At 33.5% G+C, this 18,361-nt stretch carries 24 protein-coding genes; 17 read left to right on the top strand and 7 right to left on the bottom strand.

Annotation, left to right across the window (positions count from 1 at the left end; all coding sequences use genetic code 11):
- Positions 1-126 precede the first annotated feature (126 nt).
- The 10 genes from CDZ92_RS09690 to CDZ92_RS09650 all read left to right on the top strand — a co-directional run bounded on the left by CDZ92_RS09690 (position 127) and on the right by CDZ92_RS09650 (position 6,110).
- Entirely contained in the window at positions 127-654 is a 528-nt protein-coding gene (locus CDZ92_RS09690) for an RNA polymerase sigma factor (RefSeq protein ID WP_255249804.1), read from the top strand.
- Entirely contained in the window at positions 641-1,930 is a 1,290-nt protein-coding gene (locus CDZ92_RS09685) for a hypothetical protein (RefSeq protein WP_096155042.1), read from the top strand. Before CDZ92_RS09690 ends, CDZ92_RS09685 begins: the two co-directional genes overlap by 14 nt.
- Before the next feature lie 271 nt (positions 1,931-2,201).
- Positions 2,202-2,723, top strand: coding sequence for a type 1 glutamine amidotransferase domain-containing protein (locus CDZ92_RS09680; RefSeq protein ID WP_096155041.1), 522 nt, complete (start codon positions 2,202-2,204; stop codon positions 2,721-2,723).
- 270 nt (positions 2,724-2,993) lie between these two features.
- Positions 2,994-3,278 (top strand): hypothetical protein, encoded by a 285-nt coding sequence (locus CDZ92_RS20170; protein WP_217990660.1) that lies wholly within the window; start codon positions 2,994-2,996, stop codon positions 3,276-3,278.
- 77 nt (positions 3,279-3,355) lie between these two features.
- The gene (locus CDZ92_RS09670) at positions 3,356-3,604 is read left to right on the top strand and encodes a hypothetical protein (protein WP_096155040.1); all 249 of its coding nucleotides are present in this window, start codon (positions 3,356-3,358) and stop codon (positions 3,602-3,604) included.
- Between the two features lie 7 nt (positions 3,605-3,611).
- Complete coding sequence (locus CDZ92_RS19970) at positions 3,612-3,764, top strand: hypothetical protein (RefSeq protein ID WP_157842741.1); 153 nt, start codon at positions 3,612-3,614, stop codon at positions 3,762-3,764.
- 143 nt (positions 3,765-3,907) lie between these two features.
- Entirely contained in the window at positions 3,908-4,756 is an 849-nt protein-coding gene (locus CDZ92_RS09665) for a M55 family metallopeptidase (RefSeq protein ID WP_096155039.1), read from the top strand.
- A gap of 40 nt (positions 4,757-4,796) precedes the next feature.
- On the top strand, positions 4,797-5,111 hold the full coding sequence (locus CDZ92_RS09660; RefSeq protein ID WP_096155038.1) for an Mpo1-like protein: 315 nt from the start codon (positions 4,797-4,799) through the stop codon (positions 5,109-5,111).
- A 61-nt stretch (positions 5,112-5,172) separates the two neighbouring features.
- Positions 5,173-5,520, top strand: coding sequence for a DUF4260 domain-containing protein (locus CDZ92_RS09655; RefSeq protein WP_096155037.1), 348 nt, complete (start codon positions 5,173-5,175; stop codon positions 5,518-5,520).
- A gap of 389 nt (positions 5,521-5,909) precedes the next feature.
- Positions 5,910-6,110 (top strand): cold-shock protein, encoded by a 201-nt coding sequence (locus tag CDZ92_RS09650; protein ID WP_096155036.1) that lies wholly within the window; start codon positions 5,910-5,912, stop codon positions 6,108-6,110.
- Positions 6,111-6,143: 33 nt separating this feature from the next.
- Here CDZ92_RS09650 and CDZ92_RS09645 read toward each other — a convergent pair whose 3' ends face one another.
- The 3 genes from CDZ92_RS09645 to CDZ92_RS09635 all read right to left on the bottom strand — a co-directional run bounded on the left by CDZ92_RS09645 (position 6,144) and on the right by CDZ92_RS09635 (position 8,805).
- Positions 6,144-7,067, bottom strand: coding sequence for a S66 peptidase family protein (locus CDZ92_RS09645; RefSeq protein ID WP_096155035.1), 924 nt, complete (start codon positions 7,065-7,067; stop codon positions 6,144-6,146).
- A 190-nt stretch (positions 7,068-7,257) separates the two neighbouring features.
- Positions 7,258-7,839 (bottom strand): 5'-deoxynucleotidase, encoded by a 582-nt coding sequence (gene yfbR, locus CDZ92_RS09640; protein ID WP_096155034.1) that lies wholly within the window; start codon positions 7,837-7,839, stop codon positions 7,258-7,260.
- A 114-nt stretch (positions 7,840-7,953) separates the two neighbouring features.
- On the bottom strand, positions 7,954-8,805 hold the full coding sequence (locus CDZ92_RS09635) for a VOC family protein (RefSeq protein WP_096155033.1): 852 nt from the start codon (positions 8,803-8,805) through the stop codon (positions 7,954-7,956).
- A 121-nt stretch (positions 8,806-8,926) separates the two neighbouring features.
- Between CDZ92_RS09635 and CDZ92_RS09630 the strand changes: the two genes are divergently transcribed.
- On the top strand, positions 8,927-10,294 hold the full coding sequence (locus CDZ92_RS09630) for an amidohydrolase family protein (protein ID WP_227521508.1): 1,368 nt from the start codon (positions 8,927-8,929) through the stop codon (positions 10,292-10,294).
- Positions 10,295-10,390: 96 nt separating this feature from the next.
- Here the strand turns inward: CDZ92_RS09630 and CDZ92_RS09625 are convergent, their stop codons facing one another.
- Together CDZ92_RS09625 and CDZ92_RS09620 are read right to left on the bottom strand one after the other, a co-directional pair.
- A complete protein-coding gene (locus CDZ92_RS09625) occupies positions 10,391-10,570 on the bottom strand; it encodes a hypothetical protein (protein WP_096155032.1) in 180 nt (59 codons plus the stop codon).
- 12 nt (positions 10,571-10,582) lie between these two features.
- Positions 10,583-10,942 (bottom strand): hypothetical protein, encoded by a 360-nt coding sequence (locus CDZ92_RS09620; RefSeq protein WP_096155031.1) that lies wholly within the window; start codon positions 10,940-10,942, stop codon positions 10,583-10,585.
- Between the two features lie 185 nt (positions 10,943-11,127).
- Here CDZ92_RS09620 and CDZ92_RS09615 point away from each other — a divergent pair, with 185 nt between their 5' ends.
- Positions 11,128-11,691, top strand: coding sequence for a tyrosine-type recombinase/integrase (locus CDZ92_RS09615; RefSeq protein WP_096155030.1), 564 nt, complete (start codon positions 11,128-11,130; stop codon positions 11,689-11,691).
- Between the two features lie 52 nt (positions 11,692-11,743).
- Positions 11,744-13,267, top strand: a complete 1,524-nt coding sequence (locus CDZ92_RS09610; protein ID WP_096155029.1) for a potassium/proton antiporter — start codon at positions 11,744-11,746, stop codon at positions 13,265-13,267.
- 52 nt (positions 13,268-13,319) lie between these two features.
- Here CDZ92_RS09610 and CDZ92_RS09605 read toward each other — a convergent pair whose 3' ends face one another.
- Positions 13,320-13,883, bottom strand: coding sequence for a CBO0543 family protein (locus CDZ92_RS09605; protein ID WP_096155028.1), 564 nt, complete (start codon positions 13,881-13,883; stop codon positions 13,320-13,322).
- A gap of 118 nt (positions 13,884-14,001) precedes the next feature.
- Complete coding sequence (locus CDZ92_RS09600) at positions 14,002-14,757, bottom strand: SDR family oxidoreductase (protein ID WP_096155027.1); 756 nt, start codon at positions 14,755-14,757, stop codon at positions 14,002-14,004.
- 185 nt (positions 14,758-14,942) lie between these two features.
- On the opposite strand from CDZ92_RS09600, the gene CDZ92_RS09595 reads away from it, so the two are divergent.
- The 4 genes from CDZ92_RS09595 to CDZ92_RS09585 all read left to right on the top strand — a co-directional run bounded on the left by CDZ92_RS09595 (position 14,943) and on the right by CDZ92_RS09585 (position 18,337).
- Positions 14,943-15,908 (top strand): MFS transporter, encoded by a 966-nt coding sequence (locus tag CDZ92_RS09595; protein WP_255249803.1) that lies wholly within the window; start codon positions 14,943-14,945, stop codon positions 15,906-15,908.
- Entirely contained in the window at positions 15,905-16,126 is a 222-nt protein-coding gene (locus CDZ92_RS20310; protein WP_255249802.1) for a hypothetical protein, read from the top strand. The genes CDZ92_RS09595 and CDZ92_RS20310 overlap by 4 nt, the downstream gene beginning before the upstream one ends.
- 127 nt (positions 16,127-16,253) lie before the next feature.
- The gene (locus CDZ92_RS09590) at positions 16,254-16,943 is read left to right on the top strand and encodes a response regulator transcription factor (RefSeq protein WP_096155026.1); all 690 of its coding nucleotides are present in this window, start codon (positions 16,254-16,256) and stop codon (positions 16,941-16,943) included.
- Positions 16,943-18,337 (top strand): HAMP domain-containing sensor histidine kinase, encoded by a 1,395-nt coding sequence (locus tag CDZ92_RS09585; RefSeq protein ID WP_096155025.1) that lies wholly within the window; start codon positions 16,943-16,945, stop codon positions 18,335-18,337. Before CDZ92_RS09590 ends, CDZ92_RS09585 begins: the two co-directional genes overlap by 1 nt.
- Positions 18,338-18,361 lie beyond the last annotated feature (24 nt).

Below are 18,361 nucleotides of genomic sequence, written 5' to 3'. Positions count from 1 at the left end.
TAAATTTGAAAATACATCCACATTTATCATAATGCTAAAATATTATATAAGAAATGTAACCTTTTCCCTCTTCATCCGTCTTTAAGCCGACAACAAACTATACAAGCAAATGAGGTGCCATAACAATTGGATGATTCGTACCGTAAACAAAAAGTGAAAGAATGGTACCACGAGTACAGTGATGACATATACCGATTCATTCTGTACTTAACTGGTGACAATGAGCAAGCGAAAGATTTAATGCACGATACATTCTTAAAAGCGTATCAACACGCTTCAAGCTTTCAAGGGAAAACAAGCGTGAAAAATTGGCTGTATCGTATTGCTAGGAACGTAACGTTCGATTATATGAGAAAAATGAAGCCGATAAAATATATGTTAAACTCATTTGCTATTTTTCCATCGAATGATAAATGTCCAGCGCAAATATCTCAACTTGGAGAAAATGAAGAACAACTATACAAATCTATCAAAAAACTTAAATCACATTATCAAGAAGTAATTATATTAAGGAAAATTAAAGAGCTCTCGGTTCAAGAAACAGCAGAGATTTTAAATTGGTCGGAAAGTAAAGTGAAAACGACTTTGCACCGTGCACTCCAGTCTTTAAAAGAGGAAATGAAAAAGGAGGGATACACTCATGATGCAATCTGATAAAAGAAATGATTGGGATAAGAACTTTGCTCGACTTAAGGAAGTGGATTTAAAAGAGAGCGACAAAACGGAAGTATATGGCCAGTTATTGCACAGCATTGAACAACCTAAAGGGTTTATTCAATCAGTCAACAAGCTAGTACCAACTGTTTCCGTTATCGTTTTACTATTCATTGGAGGATTCATAGCAACATTATTCTATATAGAAGATCAGAATGGTAAAGGGACACATACGAAAAAGGAGTATGTTTTTCATGAGGCAGAATTTCCTACATTAATAAAGAATGAATTGAAAATAGAGAAAAACGAAGAGTCTTGGTACATCCAAAATAAATTCGGCTCTTCAGTAGGTAGCTTCATGGTTACACATTCAACTGAGGAATTTGCTAGAAGAAAAGCAATAGGTGCCATTCTCGAAACGAAAGAGATGACGTATGAACACTTTGATACGTTATTTTTGCGTGAACATATTAAACAACCTAATTTAGTTCAAAAACTTCATTACTACTTTTCCTACGGTGACGACCATTTTCACCTTCAAATACATCTAGGTTCTATCGGCTCAGTAATGGAACACGATGCACCTTTAATTCTTGAAGAATTTCAGAATCAAATCTTACTACAAAAAGAAACTATAGATAGTGGAGTTAACCCGAGCTTTCAAGCCATTCTCTCTTCACAATTAAAAGGTGATAATATGTACCTTGCAATCGTAAACGATAATAGAACGAATGAGTTGCAAATACCAAGTGAATGGGAAGCGTATAGGCTACAAATACAAGAGGAAACAGAGATCATCGATGAGAATGGAAATGAAAGTTCTCTAAATGATGTTAATTTATATGAATTTTATTTAAATGTGTGGACAAAAGAACCATTTATTTCGGAGTGGACGAAACTCGAAGTTAATCAACAAGATAGAGGGTATGAAAATCATCCATTATACACCGCTAAGAAAATACAAGTAGTAGAAATACCTAATGAAGATTATCTAGAAAGGTTATATGCGAAAGAAGAAGGAAAGTATGCACTTTACATTTATATAGGGGAAGATCTCGGAGGGGAGAAAGGTATTGAGATTCAAAAGGAAATTAACACTCTCCTTCATAAAGAAAAAAATAACATGTACATCGTTTCTTTCATAAGCGTCCCACCAGATCAAGAAAAACAACTTTTTAACATTGAACATTACCCAGCGTATGTGATACTTGATCATGAAAAAGTGTTAGTAAATACAGTTGAACTAGAAGATATTCTGCCATATCTGAATGAATAACATAAAAAAGACACCTGTAAACAGGTGTCTTTTTGCGTATTGCGGCGAGACATCAGCACTCCACATAGTGCCTTGCCAAAAAGGCGTGATGTTCGACTTATGCAACTCAGCTCATCGCTCTATAACTATAGCACGATAGAACAATAAGTACAATAGAGAATATTTTGGTAAGAGTATATTAAATACAATATGGGTATTAAATAGAGGAATACTTGCTATTAACAGTGGATAATGTCACGATAAAACCATACATATTAAAGGAGGAAGAAAAATGAAACTAGCTGGAAAAAAAGTTATTCAAATTGTAAGCAATGACTTTGAAGATCTAGAACTGTGGTATCCGGTTTTACGCCTTCGTGAAGAAGGAGCAACGGTTGACATCGTAGGGGAAAAAGCACAAGAAAAATATATGGGAAAATATGGAGTCCCAATCATGTCGGACTATGCATTTAAAGACGTAAACCCAAATGACTATGACGCTTTGCTAGTACCAGGAGGATGGTCTCCTGATCTATTAAGAAGGTTTGATGAAGTGTTAAACATGGTTCGAGTAATGGACGAACATCAAAAACCTATCGGGCAAATTTGCCATGCTGGTTGGGTTCTTATTTCTGCGAAGATACTTCAAGGAAAAAAGGTAACAAGCACTCCAGGGATTAAAGACGATATGATGAACGCAGGTGCTACATGGGTGGATGAGCCAGTAGTCGTAGATGGACATATCATCTCAAGTCGCCGCCCACCGGACTTACCTGATTATATGAGAGAGTTTATTAAGGTGTTGGAAAATTAAAAAATAGGGATTACGGTACAATTCCGTATCCCTTTTTTAGTGCGAAAGAACAAATATACTATTAGAACTTTCTAATCTGTTAATTATTACTATTACATAAAAATTATTTTAACCCTTATAAAGGATTTATCTTATTTTAGTATCTTAAAAAGGCTAAATTGCCCCTTCGACATTTTTCTTGTAATTTCTCGGGAAATATTTATTTGTAACTAGGTATTTATAGAGGGAATCCTCAGTATATGTAGAATAATGGTAAAAGGGGGGATAGTCATGGACCATCAGCACTACAACGTTCCTGTTAAAAATGATTCAAACTACAATAATTATGATAGGGATTATGACCGTAGCAGATATGTAGATAATGAAGTTGTCTCTATTGGAGTTTGGATTGTTGTTATTATTGTCTTAGCAATTCCGATTATCAATATAATTGCGTTGTTTGTTTTAGCATTTGGCAATCATAATAAAAATTTAAAGAATTTTGCCAAGGCAAGTCTTATCCTCGGAGGAATTGGCTTGTTGTTTGCAATACTGGTTAGTGGTTGTAGTTACTAATTTTTGTAAAAAATATGTATGCAAATCTCTTCCAACAGAAAGAATAGAACTAACAACCTTGTAAGGGAGAATGATGCATGCAAATCGAAAGTGGAACAGTCTTTGAAATTAATAATGGAAGTAATGGTTTTTTTAATTCATCCAAAAAATTAACGGTGTTACGCCATAGTGGTGAAACAGTGCAGTTTACACTAGGAAAAGGTAAAGGTCATGGCTCTATGCCAGTAAAACATTTACAATACCTACTAAGAAAAAATGAATTAACTCCATTAAACCCTAAAAGAGCACTGCTTAATGATAATGAAGAAGAGCAACTCTTGGGGTAATATGTAAATGTCAAGGAAGAAACATTTTTATCAAAAGTGGTGGTTTTGGACGATAGTACTATTCATTGGACTGAATTTACTCATTAATAATGTAATGCAAAATGATGAACCTAACGATGACCGTAATCAGCTTATTGAAAGTAAAATCCAAACCCATTAAAAATCCGCGAGTGCATATGTAACTCGCGGATTTATTTTTTTGAAAAGCCTATACCTTGTGTGTTGCCTCATAAGAAAAATAATTATATTATAAAAATAAAGAAAATTTTAAATAGTCATACAGAAAGAGGGTCCATACATAATATGAAAATATTTATTTCAGCTGACATTGAAGGTGTTTCAGGTGTTGCAACAAATCAACAATTAAAAACACCATCTGAGTATCAACGTTTTCGAAAGTTAATGACACAAGATGTAAATGCTGCGATTGAAGGAGCTTTTAAAGGTGGAGCAACAGAGGTTGTAGTTGCTGATGGACATGGTAACATGTCTAATATTTTTATAGAAGAGTTAGATTCAAGAGCAACTCTCGTACAAGGAAGCAATCGTGTTATGTGTCAATTAGAAGGATTAGACGAAACGTTTGATGCGATTATGTTCGTCGGACATCATGGGCGTGAGGGTGGTTCAGAAAGAGCCATTATTAGTCATACACTAGCTGGTATTTGTGTGAATGAAATGAAGATAAATGGAAAGGTAGTCGGGGAAACGGAAATGAATGCAATGGTAGCTGGTTCATTCGATGTACCAACTATATTTATTTCTGGCGATGATGCTTATGTAGCAGAAGTAAAAGAAACATTGCCAAACGTGGAAGCGGCGATTGTGAAAAGAGGAATTGATCGCTTTGCTTCTGAGCTCATTCATCCTGAAAAAGCACAGCAGATCATTCGAGAAAAAGCAGAACTAGCTACAAAAAACATAGCAAACTATAAACCTTTAAAAACAGAAGGGCCAGTAACATTTGAAATTGAATTTAAAGGGTCTAACCAAGCTCTTATGACAACAACGTTACCTACAGTAGAATTAATCAGTCCAAAGCGAATTACCTTTACTTGTGATGATATGGTAACAGCGTATAAACATATGTGGGGTTGCGTTATTATCGCTATCACAGCAACGAACGGTGTTCTAGGAAATGTAAACGTCTAAAGAAGAACTTTTAGAAAAACTTGTGAAAAGAGAGAAAACCATGTGGAGTAGAATCCAAAGAGATCTAGTAAATTATCAAAAAGCTCATAAACATAAAGCAAATCAAGTGCTTCATTATTTTGCTTTTTTGTTTGCCTTTTTAGGATGGATATTTTTATTTATTAATATATATGTAACAATTATATTAGCACTATTGCATTATACCTTTTCGTGGATTGGTCACTTTTACTATGAGAAAAACAAACCAGCTTCTTTTAAATATCCACTGTTAGGTTTCTATGCGGGCTTTTTATGGTTTTTTCTTTTGACGTTTCAACTATTATTTTCTAAAAGAGTCCTTCCTCCATTAGATTAAAATAATATATAGTTTAGCAATCAGCTGCAGGAAAGTTAATATAAAGGATGGTGAGTATAGAATGACTAAATTGCTATTACATTTAGAGGGATCTTTTGTACTTTTAGCTAGTATTTATTTTTATGCCCATGGTTCATATAGTTGGCTATTATTTTTCATTTTATTATTTACCCCAGACATTTCAATGGTAGGATATATAGTCAATAATAAGATAGGTGCACTATCGTATAATTTGTTTCATACTTATTTAGTTCCTATTATGTTAGTAATAATTGGAGTGATTTTCAAAAGTGAAATATTGATAGCTTTAAGTTTAATATGGTTTGCACATATTGGAATGGATAGAATGTTAGGATATGGTTTGAAATATCCAACGCATTTTAAAGATACTCATCTAAGTCGAGTATAATTGAAAAGGTACTTACCAATAATCGAAGGAAAGTAAGATAAAAGAAGGTTGAATTATGAATGAACAAATAAAAATCGATCTTTCTTTATCTAGATTCAGAGAATAAAAGTCTTTATGACTTAACTAGATGAGAAATTTTTTTAATAAATACACCACAGTATGGAAAGATGCCCAACTTAAGATAGTTTTAATACAAAAAATTAAAGATAATGTATGATTTTTTTAAAAAAATTTGCTTTTCTAGATATCTTATGTTATATTTAAGAAGAATTATTTTTGTTCGCTAGGTCAACATCAGAGATTAAGTTTTAAACTTTTCGCCTTTGATATCTAAATGAGCAATAATAGTAATAAACAGTGGGTTATCCACATATTGGGAGGCAACAAATATGCAACAAGGTACAGTAAAATGGTTTAACGCAGAAAAAGGATTCGGTTTCATCGAAGTAGAAGGTGGAGATGATGTATTCGTACATTTCTCAGCTATCCAAGGCGAAGGATTTAAATCTTTAGATGAAGGCCAAAAAGTTTCATTTGACACTGAGCAAGGTCAACGTGGACTTCAAGCTACAAACGTTACAAAAATGTAATGTTGGAAAGGACTCTTTTATAGAGTCCTTTTTTTATGTTTGCACGGTTGCTTCCAATACTGTTAATCTATTTTCATTCGTGTTTAAATTAACCTCCGCTCCTATCGGAATACTAGACTTATAATACCCATGCCCCGTTGCCACGTTAACCATAAGAGGTTTACCGAGTGGCACTATCCATTCATTTATTAACATTTCAAGCGTAGTTCCGTAAGATACAGGACAATTCGTACATTCTCCAATTATTATTCCTATACAATCATTGAATTTCCCTGACATAGATAACTGAGTGAAATAACGATAGATCATGTTAGTCGGTGTCTTTATATCTTCTAAAAATAAAATCTTTCCTTTTGTATCAATTTCATAAGGAGTAGCTAGTGTATTAATGATGGATGTTATGTTCCCTCCCACAATAGATCCAGTAACATTTCCACGTACTAAACTAACTTGCAACATGTTAGGTGGATTTAAAATAACTCTTGGTTGTGTAAGTGTGGAGACTGATTCAAAAAACTGATTGAAATTGTAAGTTGGTGTATCAGGCCTGAAATCCGGAAGCATTAAACTATGAAAGGTCGTTAAGTCACTTAATTGATATAGAGCATTTAGTAGTACAGTGATGTCACTATAACCTGTAATGATCTTTGGGTTTTGTTTAATAATATTGTAGTCTAAAAAAGGAAGTAAACTTTGGACACCTGTTCCTCCTCGACTTGGTAAAATCATTTTTACACCAGGGCTAGAAAACATAAACATTAAATCCTCCGCTCTTCTTTCTGGAGTAGTTGCTGTGATGCCGTCAAAAGAGTAAAGATACTTTCCGAAGATAATATTAAAACCCATGTTTCGAAGTGTTTCTATTCGAGCATTAATTATGTTTGCATCAAGAGGACTTCCTGGTGAAACTAGACCAATAGAGTCTCCGCTTTGTAGCATAGGTGGTTTTGTGGCCATGGACCTCACTTCCTTTGTAAAAAATTTCTTTTTACAATATATGAAAGTTAAGGTGTAATATAAGTGAAGTTTAGAATTAATGAAATAAATAAGGTGGTTTCATACTACTAATAAGAAAAAACAGTAAAGAAAGTGGTAATGGGATTGAAGAAGAAGGGATAACATTATCTATTTGGTATCCCTCGTTTTTTTACTCGGAAATTTCATCTAAAGTCTTTTCGAAACTTGGTGCTAAATGTTGTAAGAAATATTCGACCTCAGGCATACATAATGAATGTATTTTCTGTTCTATTTGATTTTTAGCTACCGCAAATTCCCGGTTGCCAGCAGCAAGCTCTGTCACACATTTTAAATATGCATCTAAAAGATCTGCAGCTTTTACATATTGATAAAGATCTTTTTCATTTTTTTCAGAAATGATACTTTTGTAAATATGCTTTAGTTCGTCTGGAGCTTGGTTTACTAATCGTTCTGCCGCTAAATCCTCTAGATCTCTAAAGTTCTTTAATATATCTTTGTTATGATGCTTTACGGGTGTTGGTATATCTCCAGTGAAAACTTCTGTCACATCATGAAACAAGGATAGAGTAACGGCACGATCTGTATTAATTTCCTTGTTATATACTTCATTCGCAATCGAACAAAGGCAATGAGTAAGTAACGAAACATGAAATGAATGTTCCGCAACGTTTTCTTTCATCGTATTCCGCATTAAACTCCAACGCTCAATATATTTCAAGCGATATAAATTAGCTAATAAATGACTTTCCATCGTTACACATCCCTATATATTAATACTGGATAAATAGTATCTCATTAGAAGAATAGCTGGCAAGTGGCAGGAGCTAAAAAGCACCTCTTTCAAGTGAGGTGCAAAGCAATTATCTTATATTGTTAATAAAAGTTTGTTCCCTGATGGATCTATTACTGTGTAGTTATCATCTTCAGTTTCAACTGATGCCCCTAACTTATGCAATCTCTCTATACTAGCCTGCCTATTTTCTTCACTTGGAAAACTAATAGTAAAATGTTCCAAACCAACACTATTATGGCTTGGAGGAGGTGCACCGACGCCGTTCCATGTATTTAACCCAATATGATGATGATAACCATTTGAAGAAACGAAAAGGGCTTGTGTTCCATAGCAACACACTACTTCAAAACCTAAACCGTTACAATAGAACGTTTCGGATTCCTTTAAATCCGAAACGTGTAAGTGAATATGCCCCATTACAGTGCCATTGGAAAGGCCAGACCATTCTTCTCCATTCCGTTCAGAGAGAATATCTTCTATATCTAAACGGTCCGTTGCCATTAACACTTCCCCGTGAGACCATTTCCATTCAGATGCTGATCGATCACAGTAAACTTCAACCCCATTTCCATCAGGATCTACTAAATACAGAGCTTCACTAACAATATGATCGGAAGCACCTTGTAGAGTATAGCGAGTATTCATTAAATGATGAATAAACTTAGCTAATTCTTTTCGACTCGGAAGTAGTATGGCAAAGTGATATAGTCCAGTTGTTCTTAATTGCTTTGGTTCTACTTCATCTAATTGTTCTATCGTTAAAATCGAAGTCTTACCGTTAGCCGATAGGTGAGCTATTTTCTTATCTTGTCTAATAACGTTAAAACCTACAATGTTTTTATAAAATTCTATAGATTTAGATAAGTTTGAAACTTTCAATTGTATATCACGTACATACATAGTAGGGTGAGTATGAAAATGCATGAAGGAATCCTCCTAACATAGATTAGATATATTATTTCCAACTTTAGCATATTCTTTTTAACTTATCTCTTTTTTTGCTTAACCGAAACATTAAACAGTTCTTAACTAGAGGTGATTTTTTTTGAAAGAAAAAACAATCTTACTGAAAAATGGATACGTTGTTGATGTTGAGTCTGGTAGTGTAAGAGAACAGGATATCTTAATGAAGCATGGAAAAATAGCTGCACTGTTGCCGGTTGGAACAACAATAGATAATTTTTCTGATATGAAAATATTTGATATTAGTGGAAAATGGATTATTCCAGGTTTGATTGACATGCATGTACATATTAAGGATGCTTTTGCTCCTATATTTACAGCAGCAGGGATTACAACTGTTCGAAACACTGGCGGTAACGTATTAGAGTTGAGGAGCTTAATAGAAGCACCTCGGGATGCTCCAACTCCAAAAATAGTTTCCGCGGATCGAATTATGGACGGCCCTCCAGGCTTATGGGGGGAAACAAGTCCGTGGAGTATTAACATTGATACAAAAGAAGAAGCCATAAAAGAAGTCAAACGACAAGTTGAGGCTGGGGCAGAATTTGTGAAAGTGTATGGTTGGTTAAGTAGAGAAGTGATGGAAGCTACTGTAGAAGAGGCGAAGAAACATGGGAAAGAAGTGAGCTGTGACTTGCTCTACTCCACAGATGTAAATGCAGTAGATGCTGCGAAGATTGGAGTAAAGTGGAATGAGCATGTATCTGGCGTGGTTCAAGCAATGTACCCAAGCTGGAACATGAGAGCAGAACAATCAGACTGGGATGAGATTAATTGGGAAAAACCAGATGAAGAATTAATTCGAAATATATGTTTAGAGCTTTTAAAATACGATGTCATTCTGTGCCCAACGATGATTTTATTTGACCAACAAGGTAGAGTCCCAGATGTATGGAAGCCTGACAATGAAGTAATAGAAAAAATACAGAAAAACGAAGGCTTAATCCAACAATGGTCTATGATCTCGCAATATGTGGATGCTTTAAAAAAGAATGCGTTATTAGGCACTATAAATAAACGGTTTGCAAAAACCTATGCTGAATTAGGAGGCAGAGTAGTTGCAGGCACAGATACCCCAGCAGGAGTGTGGACATATCCAGGAATGGCGTTACATCGAGAGTTAGAACTTTTTGTTAAAGCTGGATTTACGAAATTAGAAGCACTTAGAGCAGCAACAAGTATGGCAGCGGCAAGCTTGAATAAACCTGAATTAGGAATTATTCAAAAAGGAGCTATTGCAGATCTAGTAGTGCTTAATGCAAATCCTTTAGAGAATATTGAAAACACAAAAGAAATTAACCTAATCATAAAAGGTGGTAAAGTTTATACACAACTAGAACTATTAAATGCAGTGCCATCAGAAGAAGAAGTAAACAAAAAAGAAGAAGAGTTCCTAGCAGAGTTCAACGTAAAAGTTTTAAAAAAATACACTAACATAACGAAAGTGTAACAAGTGCCAGGTAACTGAAAGTCCCTTGTAATATAAGAAAAAGGTGCCTTTAATAGGCACCTTTTTTGATTGAAAAACCTTAGCAAATATAGATGTTTATTTAAAAATTTCATCGAATGTATTTATCATTTCCCATGAAAATTTCGGGAGCATAGATAGGACACTGTGGTTAGTAAGTTCTGCTGAAAAGATAATGGTAGTGAAGAATATGATAGAAAGCAGTGAAATAACTAAATAGCATTTTAGTGAGTCCTTTAGTTCTGAATTGTTTTTCATGATTACTCTCCTTTAATTTTTACTAGTAATTATATTAAAAGTTAAGGAGAGGTATCCACCTTCATAGTATATAGGAGTTAAACACATTCGATATAGCAGGTTATGTTCAACATTTTCAGTAATAATAAATGTAACAGGAGAAAATAAAACATAAAAGGAATGTACAGCATTTTTTACTTTAATACCTTCTTTTTTCTTTTGTTGTATTAAATTTAAACTATTAATCGGACTTTCCATGCTAATAACATAGTCAAAGTCGTATAAGTGGTTATATACTTTTTTGGTATTAACTCCAATATTAATATTACTAGTTTGAAAAATTAAAGAAAAAGAACTAAAAGTAAGGATGAGAATAAATGATATCTTTTTCATATCAATCCTCTTTTCACCATTTCAATAAATGATATTTCCTCCATATTAATTCAAGTTTTTATATTATTCAACAATCTAACAACTGTAATAGTTTAAAATGTTTTTTGAACTAGTTATTAACATTTATTATGTTACACAAATACATGATATAATTAAGTTATGTTACATAAGGAAGGTGATAATGGTTGGAATGTGTAGAGGCTATTAAAGAGTCAAAGCATATCACATTAATGAAAGAACATTTAAAAAAGCAGTCTTTAAGAGACTATTTATTTTTTGTTATGGGGATTAACACAGGAATTAGAATTAATGAATTGTTACATATAAAAGTTAGCGAAGTTATAGAAGATAACGGATGTGTAAAAGAGTTTTATATATCTATAGTAGACGAGCAGTCCATTTATATAAATAATATTGTTCAAAATGCAATTACTATATATGTTCAATCAGAAAAACTTGAATCGAGTGATTATCTTTTTAAATCACGAAAATGTGAAAAACCGATTTCTAGGCAACAAGCATATCGTATTGTCAATAATGCAGCAAACAATGTAGGTCTTTATGGGAAGATTGGGACTCATACGTTAAGAAAGACGTTTGGCTATCATGCATATAAAAAAGGTATAGCTGTTTCCATTTTACAAAGTTTATTTAATCATAATACACCATCCGAAACTTACCGCTATATCGGAATAAATAAAGATGACAAAAATGACAATAACACTTTAAAGATTGATGTTAATTTATAGTTTATTGAAATAAAAAATAGAGATCACATCGTACGGAGGGGAGGAAAATACTATGTTTAATAGTGGGTTTAATGTAGATTCAATTATTTTATTAGGCGCAATGCTATTGATAGTTGGTGTTATTACAACGAAATTTTCAAATAGATTAGGCGTACCAGCACTTGTACTTTTTATTATTGTTGGTATGTTATTTGGTAGTGACGGGCTAGGATTTATTTATTTTGACAATGCAAAATATGCGCAACTAATTGGAATATTTGCGCTTGTAATTATACTCTTTGAAGGTGGTCTTCAAACAAAATGGCCAACAGTAAGGTCTGTACTAATGCCGTCCTTATCTTTAGCCACTATCGGAGTTATCTTAACTTCAACCATTGTAGCATTCGCTGCAAAGCTAATTTTGGATGTCACCTGGCTAGAAGCTTTCTTATTTGGAGCGATTGTAGGTTCAACCGATGCTGCCGCTGTTTTTGCAGTACTGAAAGGTCAAAATATTAAAGCGAGAATGGGTGCGACATTAGAAGCAGAGTCTGGAACAAATGATCCGATGGCGGTATTTCTAACTTTATCCTTTATTCAATTGATTATTGCGTCTGATCCGAATTATTTCACACTAATCATAAATTTCGCTTGGCAAATGTCTACAGGTTTAATTTTAGGTCTTATACTAGGTAAACTCGGATCTATTTCTATTAACAAAATTAACTTGGATTCGAGTGGGTTGTACCCTGTGTTCGCACTAGCCTTCGCTCTATTGACATACAGTATAACAGCATTAATTGGCGGAAGTGGACTCCTTGCAGTATATACAGCCGCATTAATTATAGGGAATTCTGAATTGACTTATCGCCAGTCAATCTTCCGATTTAATGAAGGATTTGCTTGGATGATGCAAATCTTAATGTTTACTATACTTGGCTTATTAGTTTTTCCAGGACAACTTTTTCAATGGGATATTATTTGGAAAGGGCTAGTTTTATCTTTAGTTCTAATGGTTGTTGCTAGACCTATTGCAGTCTTCTTATCTACAATCGGGATGAAGTATAAATTTAATGAAAAAGTCTTTTTATCTTGGGCAGGTCTTCGTGGAGCTGTGCCAATTGTATTAGCTACTTTCCCTATGATTGCTGGGTTGCCAAATAGCCAATTATTCTTCAATGTAGTGTTCTTCGTAGTTCTTACATCTACATTAATACAAGGTTCAACTATTACGCTCCTTGCTGAAAAATTAAAATTAGTTGGAGTGAAAAAGGTGAGTTCTCCTCATTCGTTAGAGTTAGTATCGATAGGAAAAGCGAATGCGGAAATAATTGAATTTGAAGTAAATTCAGATGCAGAAATAGTAGGGAGAAAACTTGTAGATATAGATTTCCCTAAAGGTACATTAATAAATGCAATTATTCGGGAAGATAGATTAGTAACTCCTTCTGGAGATTCAACTATTAAAGAACAAGATATTCTTTACGTTTTAACTGATAGAAAAAGTAAAAAGCAATTAGAAAGTCTATTAAATGAAAAAAGAGAAGAAGAAAATAGAGAAATTAGCAAGGAACCTGTTACATCATCAAATAAGTAAACGAAACAAAATATTACAAGAGTGTAACCGTACCTGTTACACTCTTGTAATATTATAATTTTCCTTTTTGAAAACCATGGAATATTTTAACAACTGCGATCGAGGACGCAATTGCTGCAACATAGTACAAGGATAGATATAAGAATGTAAATCCTTCTCCCATATAGAAAAGACCGTGGGATTTTAATATCGGTTTTATAATAAAGGAAAATGCACATATTCCAATCAAAGTAACTAAATAGAAACGCTTTTTATTATGATATGTATATTGATAAATAAGCATAAAACTTATCGGAATAAGAGAAGCATCCAGAGCGATATTAGCGGCTACATAAGTTGAAATTTGATAAGGATATCCCCAAAACCCCATTCTTATCCCATAAATATCTAAGTAAGATGCAATAGTATGAACTGCAAAACCATAAAAGCCAATCTCAAATGCTTTTTTACGATCAAGTACTTTATACAGAATAAAGATTGGGAAAAGAAGCATAAAGACATTCGTCCAAAATTGCCAAGTATGGAAACTAGAATATTGTTCCCAGTATTTATCCATAAACTCATACAACTCCACACGCGTCTCCACAATTTTAAGAAACATTTCTTTTTGCTTCAATACCTCACCTCATTTCACTAATACTTACAGGTATTTTTGCCTATTTTGTAATTATTATTAGTGAAATCAATGAGATTTGAAAAGAGCTCGAAACTTATAATCTCAATAGGTTGTTATATTAACTTCTTAAAAATCCACCTTCCGAATGAATTATCTGACCCGTAATCCAACCACCTTCTTCATTCACCAGAAAATTTATTAAGTTCGCTACATCCTCTGGTTTTCCAATTCGTCCTAAGCCAAATTTTGGCCTTAAATAGTCTCTAATTTCATCATTCATCCAAGTAGAATCAGTTGGTCCAGGATTTATAGCGTTAACTGTAATACCAATAGGAGCCAATTCAGCAGAAAGAGATTTCGTAAATGCGGAAATAGCTCCTTTTGTTGCAACATAGGCCAGCTCTCCAGGCATAGGAGAAATATCTTGCCCAGAAGTCATATTGATAATTCTGCCAGAACTTAGATTACTCACTTTATATCTTTTAGCAAATTCGGTACAAAGTAAAAACGTAGTTCTCATGTTAACGGCATAATGAATATCAAGGGTTTCAGCATCTAACAATTCGTACCCATCATTTGTGGAATGCGCTGCATTATTGACTAAAATAGATGGAATCCCTAAGCTGCTTTCCACTGCTTTCATAACGTTACTGGCTGCATCTTTAGTGGAAAAGTCAATTTCAGCACAGTCAGTTTTGACTCCAAGAGCTTTAAGTTCATTTATAAATTGTTCTAGCCATCCAATTTCAGCTTTCCAATGAGTAAAAAATACATCCACACCATTGCTAGCCAGTTTCCTACAAATTGAGGTACCCATATCTACTTCACTACTAGCGCCAGTTACGACCGCAATTTTTCTATCTAATTTCTGCAATTTCTAATCCTCCTAATGTGAAAATAAAATCTTACCCCCAATTTTTATTTACTTATTCTATAATACATTTTTCTGAAAAAGATTGTATAATTTTTCTTTTTTTGAAATAATTTATATATTTTGTTCTAAAATACTTTGCAATTTTAAAAAAGGTATTCAATTATTTTTATTTGGGGGAATACTTTTTGTCTACACAAAAAAGGGTGGTAGGAATTGCTTTAGTAACAGCAGTAGCAGTTCTAGGGGAAGCATTGCTATTTATCGTTTTACCTTTATATTGGAGAGAGTTTGGATTAACTGCTATTTGGCAAATTGGTATTCTACTATCGATAAACCGTTTTGTGCGATTACCTATAAATCCACTAGTTGGATTGTTCTATAAACATTTTCAATTAAGAACTGGTGTATTTATAGCCTTATCACTTGCCGTAATTACAACCTTCTCTTACGGAACGATACAAAGCTTCTGGGTGTTAGTTTTTATGAGAGCGTTATGGGGAGTTGCCTGGTCCTTGCTGAGATTAGGTGGCTTTCTAACTGTAATAGATGTTACGAATGATCATAATCGCGGGAAATTTGTTGGACTTTATAATGGAATTTGGGGATTAGGGGGGTTAATAGGAATGCTTGCAGGAGGATTCCTTGTTGATCAAACTTCCATTTTCTTTGTCACAACAATATATGCGGATCTGGGATTAATTGCCATTCCTGCTGTAATTCTACTAGTTCCAGTTTCAAAAAGAACAAATCAAACAGAAAATTCACCTAAAGTTAAGAAAAAATGGTTAACCCCGTACGTAAGCATGGTATTTGTTACAGGAGCGACAATGGGCTTTATAGTTTTTGGGCTATTTGCTTCTACATTAAGCCCTTTAATTGAAATAGCATACTTAGAACATTGGACAGTAGCTCAATTTACTATTGGGGTTGCTAGTCTTGCAGGTATTTTACAAGCTATAAGATGGGGATGGGACCCATTTGTAGCACCGTGGATCGGAAAACAACTATATTCAAAACAAAGGATGTTAAAAGTATTACTCATTCCACTATTTTTTGGTGGCGCTATGTTAATTTTCCTAGGGATTATTCAATCCATTTATATACTTATTAGTGGATTATTGATTTTTCAGCACTTTCAACTATCTTTGTGACTACTACTGATACCATTGCAACGAATGCTGCCGCACACTTGGATAAAGTAAAAGTAATGACTGTTCACACAGTTGTAGTCGATATAGGTGCAGCGTTAGGGCCATTCGTAACATTTTCCTTACTTGGCATAATCGGATTATCATCTGTTTACATAGTTGCTGGTCTAATACTAATTATGTTAGGTTCGACGTGGGTGTTATTTTTAAAAAAATTCTAATTACTGGTTAAAGCAATACACCTACTCTTAAGGTCGTATTGCTTTTTTCGTTCATTTTCTGTTCATAATAATATGCTATTGTAAACAGTGACAAGTTAATTAAACAAGTGTTATTGAGGTGAAAATATTGAAAGAGCAGATAAAAGTATTAATAGTAGAAGATGATCCAAATATATGTGACCTCATTCAGTTATATATGGACAAACAAGGATACAACTCAAACATTGCTTTAGATGGCGAAGTAGGTTTAGCTAAATTTTACGATGAAAAACCGGATTTCGTTTTGCTAGACATCATGCTACCTGAAATGAATGGTTGGGAAGTATGTAAGATGATTCGTTTAGAAAATAAGCATATACCTATTATCATGCTAACTGGTAAAGGTGAAAGCTATGATAAAATACGCGGATTAGAATTAGGGGCAGATGACTATATTGTAAAACCATTTGACCCAAATGAATTAGTTGCGCGTATGAAAGCTGTTTTAAGAAGAAGTTCTAGAAAAGAAGAACGGAAAGAAAACATTAAGCTAGGTTCTATATTTATTGATGTGAATCAATTTAAAGTATTTCTTCGTGATACTGAAGTCTCCCTGCCTAAAAAAGAGCTAGAACTCATTTATTTTCTAGCCTCCAATCCTAATCAAGTTTTTACTAGACAACAACTATTAGATAGAATTTGGGGAGATAGTTTTGAAGGTGATTCGAGAACGGTGGATGTTCATATTAAGAGGTTGCGAGAAAAACTAAAAGAAAAAAACTTGTTGATTCAAACGATTAGAGGAATAGGATATAAACTAGAAATAGGTGAAAAATAATGATTAAAACTAGTATATTTCGAAAACTTTTTATTACCTATTCCTTTATCGTAATGTTTTCTTTCCTATTATTTAATTCTATCTTTCTTTATCTATTTCATATTCAACTTTATAGTAATTACGAAGATACGTACAATTTTCACCACGAGCAAATTAAAGAACAACTGGATCAATCCGAGATTAAAAAATGGGATGACTCTATCTTGAATTCATCCCTTCAAAGTAGTTTACAACAAAAAAACAGTAGTATTTTTCTTTTTGATAAAGAAGGGAAACTAGTGTACGAGCCAACAAGTAGTAAGATTACGTCCTATAAAATAGAAGAAAAAGTGAATGAAATGCTAACGTCTGGAGAGAAGTTAGCTGGTGGAATGAAAATTGAACAGGATTTTATTTATATATACTCAGATCAATCTCCATTAGATGAAAATGGTTTTTTCATGGTGATTGTCTATCATGATTTGTTACACGAATATGAACAAGTAATATGGATGGTATTATTCACTTTAATCATCACCATTTGTGTTGCTGGAATCATCCTTTGGTTTATTTCTAGGAAAATTACAACTCCGCTAAGGGAAATGAATAAGATTGCATTAAAAATGGCTAAAGGGGATTTCTCCGAAGAAGTGATTATCGCTACAAAAGATGAAATTGGCCAACTCGGAGAGAGCTTTAATTATATGGCAACGGAATTAGAAAGTTTAGAAGAGATGCGAAGAGAATTTTTAGCAAATGTGTCTCATGATTTACGTTCCCCACTAACATCTATCAAAGGTTTTCTAATCGCATTATTAGATGGAACAATACCTAATGAAAGAAAAAAACATTATTACTTACTTATGAAAGAAGAAACAGAACGATTAATAAAGTTGGTGAATGATTTATTAGAAGTGTCGCAGTTAGAGTCAGGTCAATTAAAACTCTATCCGAAAAACTACAACTTAACTGAACAATTACGTGTTATAACTGCAAAATTGGAACCACAATTAAAGGGGGCGAAAATGGATATTAAGTTTCAAACACCAAAAGAGGATCTATATGTATTCGCTGACCAAGATAGAATGGAACAAGTTTTTATCAATTTAATTGGCAATGCAATTCACTTTTCTCCTGCTCATAGCTCCACCTATTTGAAACTAGAAAAAGAAAAAGACAAAGTAAAGATAATAGTGCGTGACGAAGGAATAGGAATAAAAGAAGAGGAACTTCCTTTTATATGGGATAGATTTTATAAATCAGACAAAGCACGCTCGAAAAAAATTGGTACGGGGATTGGACTTTCCATTGTGAAATCTATTATTTTACTGCATGAATCAGATATAAAGGTAAAAAGTGAAGTAGGAATTGGAACTGAATTTACATTCTCTTTACAGATATCAAACAATCGATAAAAAATGTTTGTTCATATTCCATTC

The organism is Bacillus sp. FJAT-45066, from assembly GCF_002335755.1.
Classification (GTDB): domain Bacteria; phylum Bacillota; class Bacilli; order Bacillales; family Bacillaceae_I; genus Bacillus_CD; species Bacillus_CD alkalisoli.
Note: the sequence above shows the minus strand (reverse complement) of the source record. Positions and strands in the feature narration are given on the sequence as shown.